The following is an 18,174-nucleotide window of genomic DNA, read 5'->3' as shown; positions in this document are numbered from 1 at the left end:
GATTTATGTTCTCGGCGTCTGGCGTGTCATCCGGTTCTTTTCTGCATTGTAATCCAAGGCCCTGTTCACGAAGCCTCTATCATCATACCGGATAGTCATATCGCCGATTTTTAATTGATCGCCAATAAGATCGAAAACAGGCAACGTAGCAAGCGGATTGACTTCGTTTTGTACAAGAATGAAGTGTTTCATCATAATTTTGGTAATTCCACCGAAATTCACGCTGATCTTGCGGTTTCCAATATCATCAAGCTTGATCCCATTATGATTGCTAATCAATTTACCATTATCAATATCCCCATTTTGTTTGGAAATAGAAAGAAGCTGAATGTTACAGCGGTAACAACTTGGACGTCGTAAGTGTGTTTCCGGTTTCGTCTTTCGACATATTATCTCTACAATAAAGTTTTTAAATATTCGTTTTTCGCCCGACATTCCCCAAAAAAAATCCAAGTTAAGAAATAAAATAACTTGGATATGCTGCGAATTTTTCGCCTAAGGCGATTTATTATTTATTAGCGTCTACTTTAATTTTGAACAAATCTATAAATTTTGCACCCGAGGTAACCGCGGCCATATAGGCAATCGGTAATGGAACTGCTGCTTCCGGTGTAGCACTAACGGAAAGGGATTTTGGATTATAAAGAAAATTTTCTATTTGTTCCGACGTAGATTTTATAAATTCGGGATCATCAACTTTAGCACCGATCAGCGACCAACTTTCCAGAATTTGTTTTATAAAATCATCACGCGTTACGGTGTTCTGTTTTGCGCAGTAATCAAGTACCCGGTTAACGAGTGAATTATCTTCATAACGTAGGTTTATATTACCAATTTTTAGTTGTTGTACAATTCCCAAAAGAATCAACGTTTTAGCGTTATCATCGTCTGTCTGATTTGAAGTCTTTTGCTGTTTTGCATTTTGTATTTTATAGACGTTATTGATTAAATCTTCTGTAATTCCATCCAGATTTATACTGAATTCCAATTTCCCGGCGTTATCGATCGTAATCTCGTTATGGTCGGCAACAAATTTACCGTTATCGCTATCCCAATTTGCATGAAAATTTAAAGAACCGGATAGTTTGTCATATCCAAGGTCTTTTATCCATTTATACTCAACAGGTTTGTAGATCTTATCAGGCTCGTAACTTAACGATTTTACGCTGTGAACGAGATCCATACGTTTTCTGTCGGGTTGCCAAAGATATATTGCCTTGAGAGCTTCGACATTCAGAAATATCTGATCTTGATAGGACGAGTAAATCTGCCCGATAGCCAAGCTTTCATACGGGAAATATAAAAATAAAGGATCTTTGTTTTTTTCCGATGCAAGCCTGATTTTATCAATAGAAATATCTTTTAGATTGAATGTAACCTCGGAGATCGTGCCTTTGAGCGCAGGGATCGAAACATTTTCTGCGTAATAATTTCCGTCCTGATCCTCTGTTACATTTTTAAAACGCAAGCTGTCAATTTTATCAAAAACTATGGCAGCAGTGGGGCTCACATTTTCGTCCGGCTCTTTTGATTGTTTGTCCGAAGGAGAAGATTGGTCAGTTTGTTCTCCGATATTACGTACTCCCTGAACCTTTATTGTTACATCGCGCAAAACAATATCATTGCCGTCTGCTTCAGACTTCGTTGAAGAAATCGAAAAGTCTGATTGTTTTGTGCTTTCTTGCAAACGGGAAGTGAAAGCATTCGGATCGACGGCCCAAGCCGATATCGGAACTGTCGTCATTGTTAAAAGAGCTAATGTCGATCGTGTTAATGCACTTTGAAATCGTCTCATCAGAAGACACCTTTTTTATTCAGTCATTCGGTTTGGCTTTTACCGATCAGTTAGTAATCGTTATCATACTTAAGTAAAAACGAAAACAAGTCCACGGCTTGCGGTGGATTCACCAAATTGCTATTCAACAACTATGTCAAGTAAAGTGATTCGATTATCCGAAAAAGATCATATTGAACCCATAGAACTGCGCTCTGCTTTGCAAGAGCGCTATTTGGCTTATGCACTGTCGACAATTATGGATCGCGCTCTTCCCGACGTACGTGACGGGTTAAAACCTGTTCATCGTCGTATCCTCCACGCAATGCGCCTGTTGAAGCTCAATCCCGATCAGGCTTATGCAAAATGCGCACGCATTGTCGGCGATGTTATGGGCAAGTTCCACCCACATGGCGATTCGTCAATTTATGACGCGCTTGTGCGCTTGGCACAGGATTTTGCGGTGCGCTATCCGCTTGTAGACGGGCAGGGTAATTTCGGAAATATTGATGGCGATAATGCGGCCGCGATGCGTTACACAGAAGCACGTATGACAGCGGTCGCGACATTGCTTCTTGATGGTATAAACGAAAATGCGGTTGATTTTCGTCCCACTTATAATGAAGAGGATGAGGAACCAGTCGTATTGCCATCTGCTTTCCCAAATCTGCTGGCGAATGGTTCTTCAGGTATAGCCGTCGGAATGGCAACGTCCATTCCACCCCATAACGTTGCCGAGCTTTGCGATGCCGCGACATATCTGATTGCACATCCCGATGCGACGAATGACGATCTTGTCAAATTTGTAAAGGGTCCCGATTTTCCAACCGGAGGGATTCTCGTCGAGCCTCAAGAAAGCATCCGTGAATCTTATAAAACCGGACGTGGTGTTTTTCGTTTGCGTGCACGTTGGCACAAGGAAGAGGGAAGCCGTGGCGCTTATTCAATAGTTGTTACAGAAATTCCCTATCAGGTGCAAAAATCGCGGCTTATCGAAAAGACGGCAGAATTGTTGCTTGCCCGTCGCTTGCCAATGCTTGACGATATACGCGATGAATCAACAAAAGATATCCGCATTGTTCTGGAGCCGAAAACGAGAACGGTCGATCCGGAATTATTGATGGAATCCATTTTCAAGCTGACAGATTTCGAAGTGCGTGTGCCGCTTAATCTGAACGTTCTAACTCTCGGAAAAATACCGAATGTCCTTTCTTTGGGGCAGGCACTACAACAGTGGCTTGACCATCGGAAAGATGTTCTCGTTCGTCGGTCCAGATTTCGTCTTGACGAAATTAAGCGGCGTCTCGAAATTTTGGAAGGCTATCTCATTGCTTATCTCAATCTGGATGAGGTTATCCGGATTATTCGCGAAGAAGACGAGCCCAAGAAAAAATTGATGACGAGCTTCTCGCTAACTGAAAATCAGGCAGAAGCAATCCTGAATATGAGATTACGCTCGTTACGTCGGCTTGAAGAAATGGAAATTCGCAAAGAATTTGATGCTTTGAAAGCCGAAGAAAGCGACCTTGATGCTCTCTTGCAATCCAATACAAAACAATGGAAAGCAATAGCTGGTGAAATTGCAAAAGTTAAAAAGATCTTCGGTCCTGATACAGCTTTGGGTAAAAGACGCACCACATTCGAAGATGCTCCCGATCATGATATTAAAGACATAGAACAGGCAATGATCGAAAAAGAGCCGGTAACGATTGTTATTTCCGAGAAGGGCTGGCTAAGAGCACTAAAGGGACATCTTTCAGATTATTCCACCCTTACCTTCAAAGAAGATGACAGGTTGAAAATCGCATTTCATGCGATGACAACCGATAAAATTATTGTCATGAGCACCGGCGGGAAATTTTTCACCATTGCTGCCAATTTACTGCCAGGTGGGCGGGGGCATGGTGAACCTATCCGCATCCTAGTCGATATGGATAATGACGAAGATATCTTGACGGCATTTGTTCACGTGCCCGATCGAAAACTTCTGCTTATTTCTTATCATGCGAACGGTTTTATCGTTTCTGAAAATGATGTCATTGGTACGACTCGGAAGGGTAAGCAGGTCATGAATGTAAAATTGCCTGACGAGGCAAAATTATGCCTGCCCGTTGACGGTGATCATCTCGCGATCGTTGGAGAGAACAGAAAAATGCTTATCTTTCCTCTTGAACAGATATCGGAAATGACACGCGGCAAGGGAGTGCGCTTGCAACGCTATAAAGATGGCGGAGTGAGTGATGCCGTTACCTTCAAACTGGAAGATGGTCTCACATGGCATGATACTGCCGATCGGACCTTTAGCCGTAGTGCAGCAGATTTGATAGAATGGCAAGGAACGCGCGCCGGAGCAGGGCGGATGGTACCGAAGGGCTTCCCGAGATCCGGAAAATTTTCCGGTTAGCTCCAGAATAGTCCCAAACCTTCTTATTCATTAAGTGAAGACGGAAAAATGTTCTTTTTCTGTCTTCTAGAACGTTTTTTTTAAGTTATTTATCAACCACGACCACGATAATTGGAAACGTTCTGCTCGGGAATCCAAACGTCCTCAGGCGTTTTTCCTGTTTGCCAGAAGACATCAATCGGTATGCCACCACGAGGATACCAATACCCTCCGATGCGCAACCAATGGGGTGACAAAAGTTCTACGAGGCGACGTGCTATCGTGACCGTACAATCTTCATGAAAAGCGCCATGATTACGAAAAGACCCCAAATAAAGTTTTAGCGACTTGCTCTCGACCAGCCATTCATGGGGCACATAATCAATCATCAGATAAGCAAAATCCGGTTGGCTTGTGATAGGGCAAAGTGATGTAAATTCAGGTGCTGTAAAGCGGACACAGTATTTTACATCGGCCTGAGGATTGGGAACACGCTCCAGTACCGCTTTTTCAGGAGATTCCGGAAAAGGTGTCTTTTTTCCTAATTGCTTTAGATTCTCGTAAATAGAATGATCGGATGCCATTGAATTGTCCTTGAGGCAAAGTTAATTTGTAAGCGATATTAACGAAGCTTTTTCGCTTTGTTGCGATTGACTGCTTCAATCCAGAATGAATTGTCCTCATATATTGTTGGATCATCTACCCCTGCCAAGGCAAAGGCCTCCCGCCGTTCAACACAAGTCCCGCAACGGCCGCAATGGTGTTCGCCTCCTTTATAGCACGACCAGGTATCGGCAAAAGGAACGTTATATTTCACACCATCTTTTACAATTGCCGATTTATCCTCATCAACATAAGGGGTTAGTAATCGACACTGTCCTTCCAAGGACAATTGTTCCATTTTATTGAACGCATCGATAAAATCTGCACGACAATCGGCGTAAATAAAATGGTCTCCACCGTGTACGGCAATCGCGACGCTATCTCCGTGTTTTGCCGCTGCAATAGCGAATGCTATCGAGAGGAAGACAGCATTTCGATTGGGAACAACAGTCGATTTCATGTTTTCCTCGGCGTAATAACCATCAGGAACGGCAATATCATCTGTCAGTGACGATCCGGATAGATTTTTTCCAATTGCCGATATATCAATCGGATAATAGTCGGCTCCAAGCCGTGAAGCACATTTTTGAGCGAAAATGAGCTCTTTCTTATGCCGCTGGCCATAGTCGAAGGAGATTACGCCTTTGAGGCTTTGTTCATGGGCAAGGCGATAGGCAAGTGTGACGGAATCCAGTCCGCCTGAACAGATAAGATAGGTTTTCATTTTGTCCCTTGTTTTAAAAAACCGGGTGGGCTGCGACCGGTATATACCCTTGCTACCAAAGGCTCCGAGAACTGTAAAGCCCGTCAGTTTTTTCCGTTTTTTATTCGTTCCATAAAATGTTCAAACCGCGCATAAACTTTAAGATTTTTCTTTGTATTGACCGAAGGAAAGTAGGTTCTAACCTTCAAAGCGGATTTTTCAGATATACCGTCTATTATAACAACTTCTTCCTTGCCGTTGCGATAAGCCAGAACCAAATTCCAGGGGTTAAGGTCATATAAAACGACATTGGTTTGTTTCACCCAATTCTCGAATTCATCTAAAGCAGTGCGGATCTTGCTAACATCTTTAGCGAAAGCCGCAACCGGTTTAGCGTAGTCGTTGTTCTTGTCCTTTTCCGCTTTAACAACCAATCCCCAACCGAGATCGGTTTGCTGGAGTGCGACGACTGTAAACATGTGAGGCTGAATGCTTTCCGCATGGGGATTGATGCGCACAATTTCAAACAATTCATGCATGTTGACAGAATTAGCGCCCAAAGGCTTGAACCGCTTTTTCCATTCCGGTACTTGCTTTGTTTTCGCTATCCATTCCGGCCGCAAAACCTTCACCAGCAAATCGGGGTTGTCGGGATGAATGAAGACCAGGCGTGCATTCCCCTTGAATTTCGGTTCACGCCCCTTCAGTTCAATCATCTCGTTCAGCATATGGAGTTCCTCGCAGGACTAACTTTTTCCCTACTCTTTTGTTAACTTCCAGCCGCGAGATGTCAAATGTTCCTGGGGGTGATAATGCGATTTATAGTTCATTTTTCTCGCCCCCTTAACCCAATAGCCAAGATAGACATAAGGAAGACCAAGTCGTTTTGCCCGTTCAATGTGATCCAGAATCATAAACACGCCAAGAGAAGACCGTTTTTCCTCCGGTGAAAAAAATGAATAGACCATTGATAATCCGTCTTCTACTTTATCGGTCAATGCACCGGCTAGTAGTCCGGCCTTGTCATCTTCTCCGTTAGACGGCTTCCGCCTATATTCAATAAGCGATGTTTCGACTTCCGTGTCTTCGACCATCATTTGATAGTCCTGAAATGTCATCTTACTCATTCCACCATCGTCATGGCGTATTTCAAGATAATGTTTGAAAAGCAGATATTGCTCGGCCGTTGCCTTGGGAGGACAGACCTGACCAACCAGTTCACGGTTCTTCTTGATAATTCGTTTCATCGTTTTGTCTTGGATGAAATCTTTCACAACAATACGAACAGACACGCATGCATTACAGCCATCACAAACGGGCCGATAAGCAATATTTTGCGATCGCCGAAACCCGCTTTGCGTCAAGACAGTATTTTTTTCTATCGAATACGGGCCAACAAGATAGGTAAATACTTTTCTCTCCAAACGTTCGGCCAAATACGGGCAGGGCGCCGGAGCTGTCAAAAAAAACTGTGGTTCGTCTTTATCACTGGTTGTCATAATTATCGCATTACGAAAACACCACACAACTTTTTATACTGAAAACTATAAAGCTTGCCTCTATCATTCATCAAAACAAAAGAGCTTGTCAAATAACAACTCTAGCGTAATTTCTAGACAATCATTCCATAAAGGTCATAATCATCAGACTGTTCGATTTTTACCGTTACCAATTCTCCGGTCCGGATTGGACGACGAGATGTCAAATGTACAACGCCATCCACTTCAGGAGCATCATATTTTGTACGCCCGATGCCTTTATGTCCATCACTTTCGTCGACAAGCACCTGTAACCGTTTACCGATTTTTTTCTTCAGAAGTTGTGCGGAAATTGTTTTTTGATGTGCCATAAAACGTTTCCACCGACTTTCCTTAATTTCCTCAGGAATAATTTCCAATCCTAGGTCGTTAGCCGCTGCACCTTCTACAGCCTCATATTTGAAGCAGCCGGCACGATCTATTTTTACCTCGCTCATCCAGTCCAGAAGCAATTGAAAATCTTCTTCCGTTTCGCCCGGAAAACCAACAATGAATGTTGACCGCAAAGCAATATCCGGACAGATAGAACGCCATTTTTCAATGCGTTTATTAATTTTTTCAAGATGTGCCGGGCGCTTCATATTACGAAGAACTGTAGGAGAAGCATGCTGGAAAGGAATATCGAGATATGGCAGTATCTTGCCCTCGGCCATAAGTTCAATGACGTCATCAACATGGGGGTAGGGGTATACATAGTGCATACGGATCCAGACACCCAGCTCTCCAAGTTCTTTGGCTAGATCATAGAAACGGGCCCGCACCGAATGGTCTTTCCAGACACTTTCGCTATATTTCAAATCTTGCCCGTAAGCACTCGTATCCTGCGAAATGACCAGTAATTCCTTTACGCCAGCTTGTACCAGTCTTTCTGCTTCTCGTAAAACGTTTGACGCTGGTCGCGAAACGAGCTTTCCTCGCAATTGGGGAATAATACAGAAGCTACAATGATTGGAACAGCCTTCGGATATTTTTAAATAAGCATAATGACGCGGTGTCAAACGAACGCCTTGCGGTGGAACAAGATCAACAAAAGGATCATGAACGGGTGGAGCAACCTTATGGACCGCTTCCATTACGCTTTCATAAGCTTGTGGTCCGGTTATTGCCAAGACATTCGGATAAGTTTTGGTCACTACCTCAGGTTCTGCACCGAGACAACCGGTCACTATGACCTTACCATTTTTGTTCAAAGCTTCACCAATATTGGCGAGCGATTCATTACGTGCAGAATCGATAAAGGCGCATGTATTGACAATTACAAGATCGGCCCCGTCATGTTTGGGAGCGATCTCGTAACCTTCAGACCGTAATTTTGTTATGATGCGTTCAGAATCTACCAGTGCTTTAGGGCACCCCAAAGATACAAAACTGACACGTGGAGCTGACATATTATTTCCTGCAAGTATCCGAAATTCCAAAATACGTTTTGTGGTGGCCTAATCTCTTTTACCAAAAAGGCAAGCCCCTAACGCTGAAAACACTATAAACATCACGGTCAAAAACAATCAGTCCTTGTTATTGGACATCACGACATCACCGGACTGCCACAAAGCCGCATAAATTGGTATTAAATTTCAAGCTTTTTTGTTTGATCGGCCAATTTGTCATAATTCCTGAATGAAACGTCATCCCTATGCGAAACATCGCTGTCAAAAACCGGTCATTTTAAACCGCTTTGACAATCCTTGATATAAAACTTCCGACAATCATCAATATTAAGCAGTGTGTGCTAGATGGCGTCGTTCATGAGCTGAATTTTTATGCAAATCGATAGCACCTTATTAACCCGTCAGTAGCGTCTTATCAACCCGACCAATTTCCCTTGAATTTTGATACGATCCGGACCGAATATTCTTGTTTCATAAGCAGGATTGGCTGCTTCAAGAGCAATTGAGGCGCCTTTTCTTCTATAACGTTTCAACGTTGCTTCCTCGTCGTCAACGAGGGCAACAATAATTTCTCCCGGATTTGCGGTGTTTCCACGTTTGATTATCACCGTATCGCCATCAAAAATTCCGGCATTGATCATGGAATCCCCTTTAACTTCAAGAGCGTAATGTTCACCGCTCCCAACCATATCCGGAGGCAATGAAAGCATGTTGGTCTGGTTTTGAATGGCCGAGATAGGAACTCCTGCAGCAATACGCCCCATAACCGGAACATTTACGTTGGCTGCCGGACCGCTTTCGCCGTCATTGAGCTCTTTCGCAATGATATTTTTAAAGGGTTTGTTCTTCGTGCCTTCTATGACATTTGGAGAAAATTTACGCACAGTATTTATAGGAGGTACCATGGATTCGGGCAGTTTCAGAACTTCCAAAGCACGTGCGCGGTTGGGGAGGCGACGAATGAAGCCACGTTCTTCCAAAGCTGTAATCAACCGATGAATGCCCGACTTCGATGCTAGATCCAATGCTTCTTTCATCTCGTCATATGAAGGGGGAATACCGGTTTCTTTTAGGCGGTTATGAATAAACAGAAGCAATTCATACTGCTTGCGGGTTAACATAAAACTCTCCAATAACACGAATCAATGAGAAACAAAACCAGAACATACACTATATGTTCTATTAATGTTCTACAAGCATTTAAACATTTTTCACGTACGATAAGGTACCAATAAACATTAAATCGTATTGTATTTTTAATTCAGGGAATAAGCGGCGTTTTTAAATATCGTTCGGAATGTACTTATATCAGGATTTATCTAATGAATTTAACAAGGATGCGCATTTTCCCGAATGGCTTGAATAAACCTCTACATAGCAGATATTGAGGTAACATTAGAACCGCATTTCTCTTTAACTTGTAGTATAATAGCTGGCTCGGTCATAGTTTCATAATGTTTAAAGATAAAGTTATGCGAATTCTTTATTTCTACAGACAAGTGAATTATTTACGACACGCGGGAATGGTATTTTTATGATTTTTTCCACGTTTTTCGACGTTTTTAATAACTCTTCTTATTCATCTTTTGTGCTTGTCACGGTGTCGCAGCGCTAGACATATTTTCCAAATTTATTGCATTTCCCGACATTGTGCACAAACCTTTTCTTTACAATATGAATGCCCAGATAAACGGCAGGAACAGTCACCCTTGTTTCTGCCCTCGTGGTGTTTCCATATGTTCCGGATAACAAACACCCATCTTTTTTGGCACGACTAAACGCCTGTTCAATGAGTCTTTCAGTCATCACCAGCTTTTTCGCGATAGCTGCCACTGTATAACCATGACGACGATACTACTTGATTTGTTGGTTTCGTGCCAGCGGAACACGAATTGTCGTGTTCCCGACATCCCGCACCAGTTTTCCATCTGCATCATTGCCGATTGGATTCGATTACCGCTTGATTTGACCTTTGGAATAGAAAGACGGCAATCATCATAATGCTCGACAAATGCAAGAAACATGTCTTCATCCAAAAGTTTGGTCAATTCTTCTGTCGGATCGTTCATTGCAAGGCCCTTCGTCTTAAAGGTAGGACGGTAACGATTCCAGCCTATTTCATTGGTTCGGCTTTCAGGTAAAAGCGCATTGAGCAAACGGCGGCCATTGGCTTCATGAGAGGTTGGAATAACGAGATGTTTGGTTGTGATAATTAATGGCTCGCAGCTATCGCTTTCCAGGTTCGTCATGGATTTATCAGGAGCTTTATAATTTTCCTTGTTCAAGTCAGTTTTCGAAGTGCAAGCCCGTTGCCAAAGCCCAAGTGCGGCATTGGAACGACCACGCCCGTCAAAGATATTATTGGTCACGGAAAAATATATTATGATCGCGTTTATCATCCAATGTCGCGAAGCTGAACGGCATCTAGTTCCGGAATATGAGCAGTTTCAATGATTGATTGCAATCAGGTAAATACTATGTAGTTGCCGTTCCTGCTTGCTGATTGGAAACGGTCACCGGTTTGTTATCGACAAGAACTGAATGATCACTACCCAATAAGTACTGTCCATTGAAGCAACGGGTTTCTAAACCTTTGCCTAAAAGACTGAATACCAAGTCATCGGGATGTAACGCAGCATCTCTTCTAATCTTTTCCATGATTGGTCTGAAGATACCTTTTGATTGTCTTCAATCTTCTCACAGGGAGCACAAAACGTTAATTCAAAGTTCAGGTTTTTTGATCTGATAGCTGGTTCTTGTCAGATCATGCGTTATACGATCGCAAATCCTTTAACAAATAGAGGGAAAAAAGCGAGCCGGCCATAGTTTTTCTGCTATTGTCAAGGGAATAACCATCGACACGGTTACATGAAAACTTGTTGCGCGCTTGAACCCCTTGTTGAAGTCGGTTTAAAGCCTTTAAAAAGACCGTCCGGATAGCGGTGATGCAACCGCTGTTGCAGAAGTTTTGACGCTCGTAAATGAAATGCGCTGCAAAGGTATAACTTTTTGGCAGTTTTCACCTTGTTACATTGGTCCGAAATCACATGAGCATTGGAAATGCGTACCACGTTCTGACATATATCAAGTTTAAATCTTGCGACGCCGAAAATGTATTCGAGGTATAACAAAAAAAGGCAATGCGCATATTTTAAATTGGACTGTGCCTTAATCCATGATTTTTCTGCAAGATAAATGCAAGATTCATTTGCATTAATATTCATTTCGATTATTCTATTCTTATTAAAGTTAATCCAATCGTAATGAGATTAAAATGGGGAACAAAGAGCATATTGGGGCGCTCGTTCAGCTATTGGGCGAGAAAACTGTATCAACAGACGAAATCGAACTACAATCGGCAACCGAAGATTGGCGCGGCCGTTACCGCGGGGAAGCATTGTGCCTATTGCGACCTGATACGACGCAGGCCGTTTCCAAAGCGATGCGCTATTGTTTCGAGAATGATATTCCGGTTATCCCGCAGGGCGGCAATACCAGTCTATGTGGCGGTGCGGTTCCTGATGCGCAAGGAAGACTACCCGTCATCCTCAATCTTGACCGTATGAACAGCATCCGACATATCGACATTGTGACCAACACGATGGATGTCGATGCCGGATGCATTCTATCTAACATCCATGACGCTGCGCTGATACACGACCGCTTCTATCCTGTCAGTTTGGGTGCGGAAGGTTCGTGCCAGATTGGCGGTACGATAGCTACAAATGCCGGTGGGACATCCGTTCTACGCTACGGCAATACACGTGAAAACGTTCTGGGGTTGGAAGTTGTGCTTGCCGATGGCAGCATATGGAGCGGGCTTAATCGGCTGCGTAAAAACAATACCGGCTATGATCTTAAACAGCTATTCATCGGTTCGGAGGGTACGTTGGGAATAATCACCGCTGCTGTTTTAAAGCTGCATCCACTATTAAAAAATCATGCTATGGCATGGGTCGGGTTGACATCGCTTGATGCAGCATTGCAGCTCTTGCCACTCGTGCAGGAAAAATGCGGCTCGCAGCTAACTGCTTTTGAACTTCTCAACCAATTGCAGGTTGATCTGGTGGTAGAGCATGTGCATGATAGGCGTGCGCCTTTAGAGACTGCCTTCGAATGGCAACTCCTGCTTGAATTATCCGATAATGGCGCCCCGCAAGAACTGGATGCAGCGTTGCAAAACGTACTTGAAAAAGCGTTTGAAGCGGGTTTGATAGAGGATGCCGTTATCGCGCAAAACGAAACGCAGCGTTTAACCTTTTGGGAAGTGCGGCATAGCGTATCCGAAGCCAATAAAAAGGCTGGTATTGGATTAACAACCGACTGTGCGGTGCCACTTTCGGCTATCCCCGACTTTATCCGCCAAGCGACGAAAAATGTTCACGCAATTATTGCCGATTTGCCCATCATTGTTGTCGGTCATCTCGGCGACGGCAATATCCATTTTATTCCACTTTTATCATTCGAATATTGGAAGGATTGCGCGGATAGAGATGCTCTGGCTGTTCGGCTGCGTCGTGCTGTGGATGATGCGGCGATGCACCTCCATGGGACGTTCAGTGCCGAACATGGCATCGGACGTGTTTCATTGCCCGAAATGGCGCATTACAAGTCACTGGTAGAGCTGAGGTTGATGCACACAATAAAGTCGGTTTTTGACAAGAAGAATTTGCTCAACCCCAGCAAATTATTGCCTGCAGATCAAGGTTGAGGCCTAAATTATAATAAAATCTGACCATGAAGAGGAGAGCATGATGAAGAACAAAATTTCACGAAGAAAATTATTGAAAACCGCAGCTTTGACGATGGGGACCTTGGCTGTGCCTGCGATATGGAGCCCATCGCAGGCACAGGGTAAAAAGCGGATAACGATCCGCGATGATGGCGGCATCTATAACCTTGCTTATAGCGCGGTGTTTTATCGTCCTTTTACAGAAAAAACCGGTATCGAGGTTATCAGCGTTCCTGCCAATGCCGAACCTGCTGCCCAAATTCGTTCAATGGTTGAGGCGGGAAGTTACACTTGGGATATGGCAAAGATTTCCCAGCCGACAATCTTGATGCTGACAAGCGGAGACAAAAAATATCTACAAAAGCATAATTTGGAAAGCAATCCGACGATTGCTACAATCCCGCAAAAATATATGAGTGAATGGGGCGTTGGAAATAATATTTATGCAACCGTTCTGGCCTATCGGAACGAAGCGTTTAAAGGTAAAACCGTACCTTCTGCCTGGAAGGACTTTTTTGATAAGGATAAATTTGAAGGTCGTCGTGCATTGCGCCGCCATCCTTTTGATACCATTGAGGAAGCACTTTTCGCCGATGGCGTGGCCAGCGCGGATATTTATCCCTGCGATATCGACAGAGCATTCAAGAAGCTGGACCAGATCAAACGAGATATCGATGTTTTCTGGACAAGCGGCGCCCAAGTGGAACAAATGTTGCAATCTGGTGAAGTCGATATGGTGCCGACCTGGGTTTCGCGTGCCCACTCGGCCATAGCTGCCGGTACAGATATCGGTGTCGTTTGGGATCAAAATATCTGGGGCGTGGACAATTGGGCCATATTGGAGGGAACACCCAATGCAGATCTGTGCCGCGAATTTATCATTTTTGCCTCCGATGCCGAACGTAATGCAGGATTGATGAAATTCTTTCCCGCTGGTATTGCGCAGGTTGACGCATTCAATTTCATCAAACCTGAAATTGCAAAGAATTCGCCGAGCTTCCCGGCCAATAGCGAAAAGGGGTTGCAGATTAACGCGGCTTATTGGCGCGATAATCAAGCCAAGGTAATCGAGCAATATAACCAATGGCTTTTGGGCTGATAATGTCGGGGAGAGGGTAACCTTTCCCCGACATATATGAGATCGATTTAGGCCACTTCTATCATGCGTGGCTTATGCCCTCTGCTATACCCGCTCGAATGAAAATCTCGCAAAAAACAATAAGAGGAACACGGCATGTCTTCATTCAGTTTGACAGTCAAACAACTTGAAAAACGCTATGGCGAGTTTGTCGCGCTGGCACCAACCGACCTGTTTGTACCAGCGGGTGAGTTTCTTACGCTTTTGGGGCCGTCGGGATCAGGTAAAACCACATTGCTTAATCTTATATCCGGCTTGACCCGTCCAGATGCGGGATTTGTGGTGGTGGGAGAACGCGATATGACCTATCGTCCGCCACATGAACGTGATTTTGGTGTTGTGTTTCAAAATTATGCGCTTTTCCCACATATGACAATTTTAGAAAACATTGCTTTTCCGCTACGCATGCGCAAGGTCGCAAGCAATGAAGCATTGCGAATGGCGCAGGAAGCGTTGGATATGGTGCGGCTGCCACATGTGGCCAAACGCTACCCCAGAGAGCTATCGGGCGGTCAACAACAGCGTATCGCTCTGGCGCGTTGCATGGTCTATCGTCCATCAATCATCCTGATGGATGAGCCGCTCGGTGCGTTGGACAAAAATCTTCGGGAACATATGCAGATCGAGATCAAGCAATTGCATCGCGATCTGGGAACCACAATTATCTACGTCACCCATGATCAGGAAGAAGCGATGACAATGTCTGATCGTATCTGTCTCATGAATACCGGACAGATAGCGCAGCTTGGCTCACCGGCCGATTTATATTTTCGCCCGCGTTCTTTATTTGTTGCCGAGTTTCTGGGTGAATCCAACATTATTTCGGCTGATGTCAGTTCCGGCAGTGACGAAGAGATTACACTGAGGGTTCTCAGGTCGGGCGCTACAATCAAAGCCATGCGCAATAATGTCGATGTGGCAAATCAGCAAAATGTCCGGATCATGATACGACCGCAAAATATCGTTATTTCCGACGAAGCGGGCGCTGATACGATAAAAGCCTGTGTCAACGATGTTATGGTGACCGGAAGTTTGACGAAGATATATTTCAATCCAATAGAGGAGGGGCAGGGGCAACTTGTAGCATCATTCCCGACACGCAACGACGACGCGCATTACAATGCTGGCGATGTGCTCAACCTTTCGTGGCGCGGTCGTGATGCCGTTGTCATACCGGCTTGATGGAGGGGAAAGAATGACGCATTCATCTGCATCCTCAAAACCATCATCGCGTTGGTGCAAACCCATACTTTTGGGCGCTCCCATTATACTCCTTTTGGCAGCTTTTCTGGTTTATCCGGTGGCGCAGCTTCTGTTCCTTAGTGTCTGGGGCAAGGATGGCTGGTCTGTTCTTCCCTATAAACAACTCTTTGCTTCCTCGCTTTATCTTAATGTTATGTGGCTGACGTTGAAAATCTCGTTTTTGACGACGTTTTTTGCGGTACTGCTCGGTTATCCCGTAGCTTATGTCATATCGACGGCAAGTGAAAAGTCGAAGGGGCGGTTGATATTCTGGGTTTTGCTTGCTTTTTGGACAAGTTTTCTGGTGCGGGCCTTTGCATGGGTTGTCATATTGGGACGTAACGGTGTGATCAATAGCACTTTGATGTCGTCAGGCCTGATCAACCAACCCCTCAACCTTCTTTACGGGCTGAATTCTGTCTTGATCGGTATGGTCCATGCCATGTTGCCATTGGCTGTGATGACCATGCTGTCAGTCATGGAAAATATTGATCGTAACTTGCCAAAAGCCGCAGGCACTTTGGGTGCTCGACCGGCAAAAGCCTTCTGGACAGTCTATTTCCCCTTGTCCATGCCTGGCGTAGCTGCCGCAAGCATTATGGTTTTTGTCACCTCTATCGGTTTCTTCATCGTGCCTGCGCTTCTGGGCGGACGCCGTGAAACGATGATTACCCAATTGATTATCGACCAGATACAACAAACCCTGAACTGGGGGCTCGCAGGTGCGGTTTCCGTTTTTCTACTCTTGGTCGTTATTATCATCTTCATCGTTTACGATCGTATATTCGGTTTTGAAAGCTTGACTGGTGATAATTCTGCCAATAGCGCCCAGCGCGATTCATGGCTACGCCGCTTTGGTAATGGCTTGCTATCTTTGATCGGCGACCTCTGCGACCGTGTCTTGTCGCTCTTTCCCCGTCGTCAAAGCGAGAAACAACAGGCAGCCTTCGGTACACGTCTTTTTGTCTGGCTATTGCTTGTTGTGATCAGTCTACCAGCGTTTTTGATGATCCCTTTATCCTTCAGCACCGCCAACCTTTCATGGCCGCCAAATGGTTTTACGTTGCGATGGTATGAAGCTGTGTGGAATTCACCCGTTTGGATGCAAGCGATATGGCGTTCATTGGTGATCGCATCGGGAACGGGAATCCTGTCAATGCTGATTGGCGTACCGGCAGCATTTCTAATGGTGCGTTCACAGATGCGGGGGAAAGCTTTTATGCTGGCTTTCATTCTTTCTCCTGTCATCGTTCCGCGTATCATTGTTGCTGTCGGCTTGTTCTATGTCTTTGCCCAATTGGGGTTGGTCGGCACAATTTTCGGTCTTATCCTTGGACATACCGTTGTTGCGGTCCCCTATGTGGTGATGACGATGATGGCGGTTCTGCGCAACTATGATGTGCGGTTGGATCTGGCAGCGCAAAGCTTGGGCGCGCGCCCTTGGAAGGTCTTGAAAGACATAACATTCCCGATTTTGGGCGCCGGCATGTTCTCATCTTTTCTATTTGCTTTTGCAACCTCGTTCGATGAATTGACGATTGCTCTGTTTTCGACGGGCGGCGTGACAACAACTTTGCCAAAACAGTTCTGGGACGAAGTCACCCTATCCGTTTCGCCTGTTATTGCTGCTGTTTCAAGCGGGATTTTGATCTTTATCGCTATTCTGATCTTTGTTGCCGACAAATTTCGTCAACGCAGCATAAAGCGTTGAACAAGCGTATACATTTTTGAAAGGTTATTGATTATCATGTTGAACGCAAAAAGCCTTAAAGGCATCATCCCCGCCGTTCCCACACCTGTGACCACGGACAATGTCGTGGATGTTGAAGCCTCAAACGCAATGTTTTCATGGCTGTCAAAACAGGGCATAGATGGTATCCTGACGCTTGGCGGAACAGGTGAATATGGGGCTTTGTCAAGGATGGAGCGTGTGCGCTTTGTTGGTTTGACCGCGCAGGCAATAGATAAAAAGGTGCCCGTTATTGCCGGCGTTCTTGATACCGGTTTCTATGACGCTTGTGCATCAGGAAAGGAACTGGCAAGCGCCGGAGCGGATGCTCTGCTCGTTCTTACACCCTATTATACAAACCCTACACAAAATGGTCTCCGTGACTATTTCATGCGTTACGCCGATGCATCGCCTGTTCCTGTATTGATCTACGAAATTCCCTATCGAACACGTGTTGCAATCAGTCCGGACGTTTTGCATGAGCTATCGAGACATGAAAATATTATTGGTATGAAGGCATGTAACACGGATATGTATCATTTCCTTCGTATCATGGCAGGCGTAGGGTCGGATTTTGCGGTTTTAAGCGGTGAAGATACGTTGTTTCCTCTTCATATGGTAGCAGGTGCTGTCGGCGGCATTGTGGTGACAGCAACCATGTTGCCCAAAGCATGGCGCAGAGTGTTCGACCTGTGTTCACAAGGGCGGCTTGATGAAGCTTTGAAGATTCACCAGGCATTGATTCCGATGATGAATTTGGCATTTGCCGAAACAAATCCGGGGCCTATGAAAGCGGTAATGGATATGGTTGGCGTAAACGCTCCCCATGTTCTTATGCCATTGGAACAGCCAGCCGAGACATTACGCGCTTCTTTACGTGCGGTTTATGGTGAATTGCTTGAACGTTTCGAATATTCTGGAAAATAATGTCGTTCGCAAGATTT

General features: G+C 44.7%; 16 protein-coding genes. 6 read left to right on the top strand and 10 right to left on the bottom strand.

Annotated elements, in window-relative coordinates; translation table 11 throughout:
* Nucleotides 1-3: 3 nt before the first annotated feature.
* The gene (locus H3S82_RS07105) at nucleotides 4-195 is read right to left on the bottom strand and encodes a hypothetical protein (RefSeq protein ID WP_198237127.1); all 192 of its coding nucleotides are present in this window, start codon (nucleotides 193-195) and stop codon (nucleotides 4-6) included.
* Between the two features lie 313 nt (nucleotides 196-508).
* On the bottom strand, nucleotides 509-1,687 hold the full coding sequence (locus H3S82_RS07100) for a hypothetical protein (protein ID WP_198232042.1): 1,179 nt from the start codon (nucleotides 1,685-1,687) through the stop codon (nucleotides 509-511).
* A 241-nt stretch (nucleotides 1,688-1,928) separates the two neighbouring features.
* Here H3S82_RS07100 and parC point away from each other — a divergent pair, with 241 nt between their 5' ends.
* Nucleotides 1,929-4,178, top strand: a complete 2,250-nt coding sequence (gene parC / locus H3S82_RS07095) for a DNA topoisomerase IV subunit A (RefSeq protein ID WP_198237126.1) — start codon at nucleotides 1,929-1,931, stop codon at nucleotides 4,176-4,178.
* A gap of 92 nt (nucleotides 4,179-4,270) precedes the next feature.
* On the opposite strand, the gene queF is transcribed toward parC, so the two are convergent.
* The 8 genes from queF to H3S82_RS11295 form a co-directional block, all read right to left on the bottom strand.
* Complete coding sequence (queF, locus tag H3S82_RS07090; RefSeq protein WP_078039525.1) at nucleotides 4,271-4,741, bottom strand: preQ(1) synthase; 471 nt, start codon at nucleotides 4,739-4,741, stop codon at nucleotides 4,271-4,273.
* A 38-nt stretch (nucleotides 4,742-4,779) separates the two neighbouring features.
* Complete coding sequence (gene queC / locus H3S82_RS07085) at nucleotides 4,780-5,484, bottom strand: 7-cyano-7-deazaguanine synthase QueC (RefSeq protein WP_198232043.1); 705 nt, start codon at nucleotides 5,482-5,484, stop codon at nucleotides 4,780-4,782.
* Between the two features lie 83 nt (nucleotides 5,485-5,567).
* The gene (locus H3S82_RS07080) at nucleotides 5,568-6,191 is read right to left on the bottom strand and encodes a YrbL family protein (protein ID WP_198232044.1); all 624 of its coding nucleotides are present in this window, start codon (nucleotides 6,189-6,191) and stop codon (nucleotides 5,568-5,570) included.
* Between the two features lie 30 nt (nucleotides 6,192-6,221).
* On the bottom strand, nucleotides 6,222-6,962 hold the full coding sequence (locus H3S82_RS07075; protein WP_078039522.1) for an arginyltransferase: 741 nt from the start codon (nucleotides 6,960-6,962) through the stop codon (nucleotides 6,222-6,224).
* A 113-nt stretch (nucleotides 6,963-7,075) separates the two neighbouring features.
* A complete protein-coding gene (gene rimO / locus H3S82_RS07070) occupies nucleotides 7,076-8,389 on the bottom strand; it encodes a 30S ribosomal protein S12 methylthiotransferase RimO (protein WP_198232045.1) in 1,314 nt (437 codons plus the stop codon).
* Nucleotides 8,390-8,790: 401 nt separating this feature from the next.
* Nucleotides 8,791-9,510 (bottom strand): transcriptional repressor LexA, encoded by a 720-nt coding sequence (gene lexA, locus H3S82_RS07065; protein ID WP_077971517.1) that lies wholly within the window; start codon nucleotides 9,508-9,510, stop codon nucleotides 8,791-8,793.
* A gap of 684 nt (nucleotides 9,511-10,194) precedes the next feature.
* Nucleotides 10,195-10,788, bottom strand: a complete 594-nt coding sequence (locus H3S82_RS07060; RefSeq protein ID WP_198232046.1) for a Mu-like prophage major head subunit gpT family protein — start codon at nucleotides 10,786-10,788, stop codon at nucleotides 10,195-10,197.
* A 76-nt stretch (nucleotides 10,789-10,864) separates the two neighbouring features.
* Nucleotides 10,865-11,062, bottom strand: coding sequence for a Mu-like prophage major head subunit gpT family protein (locus H3S82_RS11295; protein WP_369459120.1), 198 nt, complete (start codon nucleotides 11,060-11,062; stop codon nucleotides 10,865-10,867).
* Nucleotides 11,063-11,663: 601 nt separating this feature from the next.
* Here H3S82_RS11295 and H3S82_RS07050 point away from each other — a divergent pair.
* The 5 genes from H3S82_RS07050 (at nucleotide 11,664) to dapA (ending at nucleotide 18,157) form a co-directional block, all read left to right on the top strand.
* On the top strand, nucleotides 11,664-13,100 hold the full coding sequence (locus H3S82_RS07050; RefSeq protein WP_198232048.1) for an FAD-binding oxidoreductase: 1,437 nt from the start codon (nucleotides 11,664-11,666) through the stop codon (nucleotides 13,098-13,100).
* A gap of 40 nt (nucleotides 13,101-13,140) precedes the next feature.
* The gene (locus H3S82_RS07045) at nucleotides 13,141-14,220 is read left to right on the top strand and encodes an ABC transporter substrate-binding protein (protein ID WP_246785247.1); all 1,080 of its coding nucleotides are present in this window, start codon (nucleotides 13,141-13,143) and stop codon (nucleotides 14,218-14,220) included.
* Between the two features lie 135 nt (nucleotides 14,221-14,355).
* Entirely contained in the window at nucleotides 14,356-15,441 is a 1,086-nt protein-coding gene (locus H3S82_RS07040) for an ABC transporter ATP-binding protein (protein WP_198232049.1), read from the top strand.
* 13 nt (nucleotides 15,442-15,454) lie between these two features.
* Complete coding sequence (locus tag H3S82_RS07035; protein WP_198232050.1) at nucleotides 15,455-17,212, top strand: ABC transporter permease subunit; 1,758 nt, start codon at nucleotides 15,455-15,457, stop codon at nucleotides 17,210-17,212.
* Between the two features lie 36 nt (nucleotides 17,213-17,248).
* On the top strand, nucleotides 17,249-18,157 hold the full coding sequence (gene dapA, locus H3S82_RS07030) for a 4-hydroxy-tetrahydrodipicolinate synthase (RefSeq protein WP_198232051.1): 909 nt from the start codon (nucleotides 17,249-17,251) through the stop codon (nucleotides 18,155-18,157).
* Nucleotides 18,158-18,174: the final 17 nt, after the last annotated feature.

The sequence above is a fragment of the Bartonella sp. M0192 genome, assembly GCF_016102305.1.
GTDB classification, from domain to species: domain Bacteria; phylum Pseudomonadota; class Alphaproteobacteria; order Rhizobiales; family Rhizobiaceae; genus Bartonella; species Bartonella apihabitans.
This window is presented reverse-complemented; position numbering and strand designations above follow the sequence as displayed.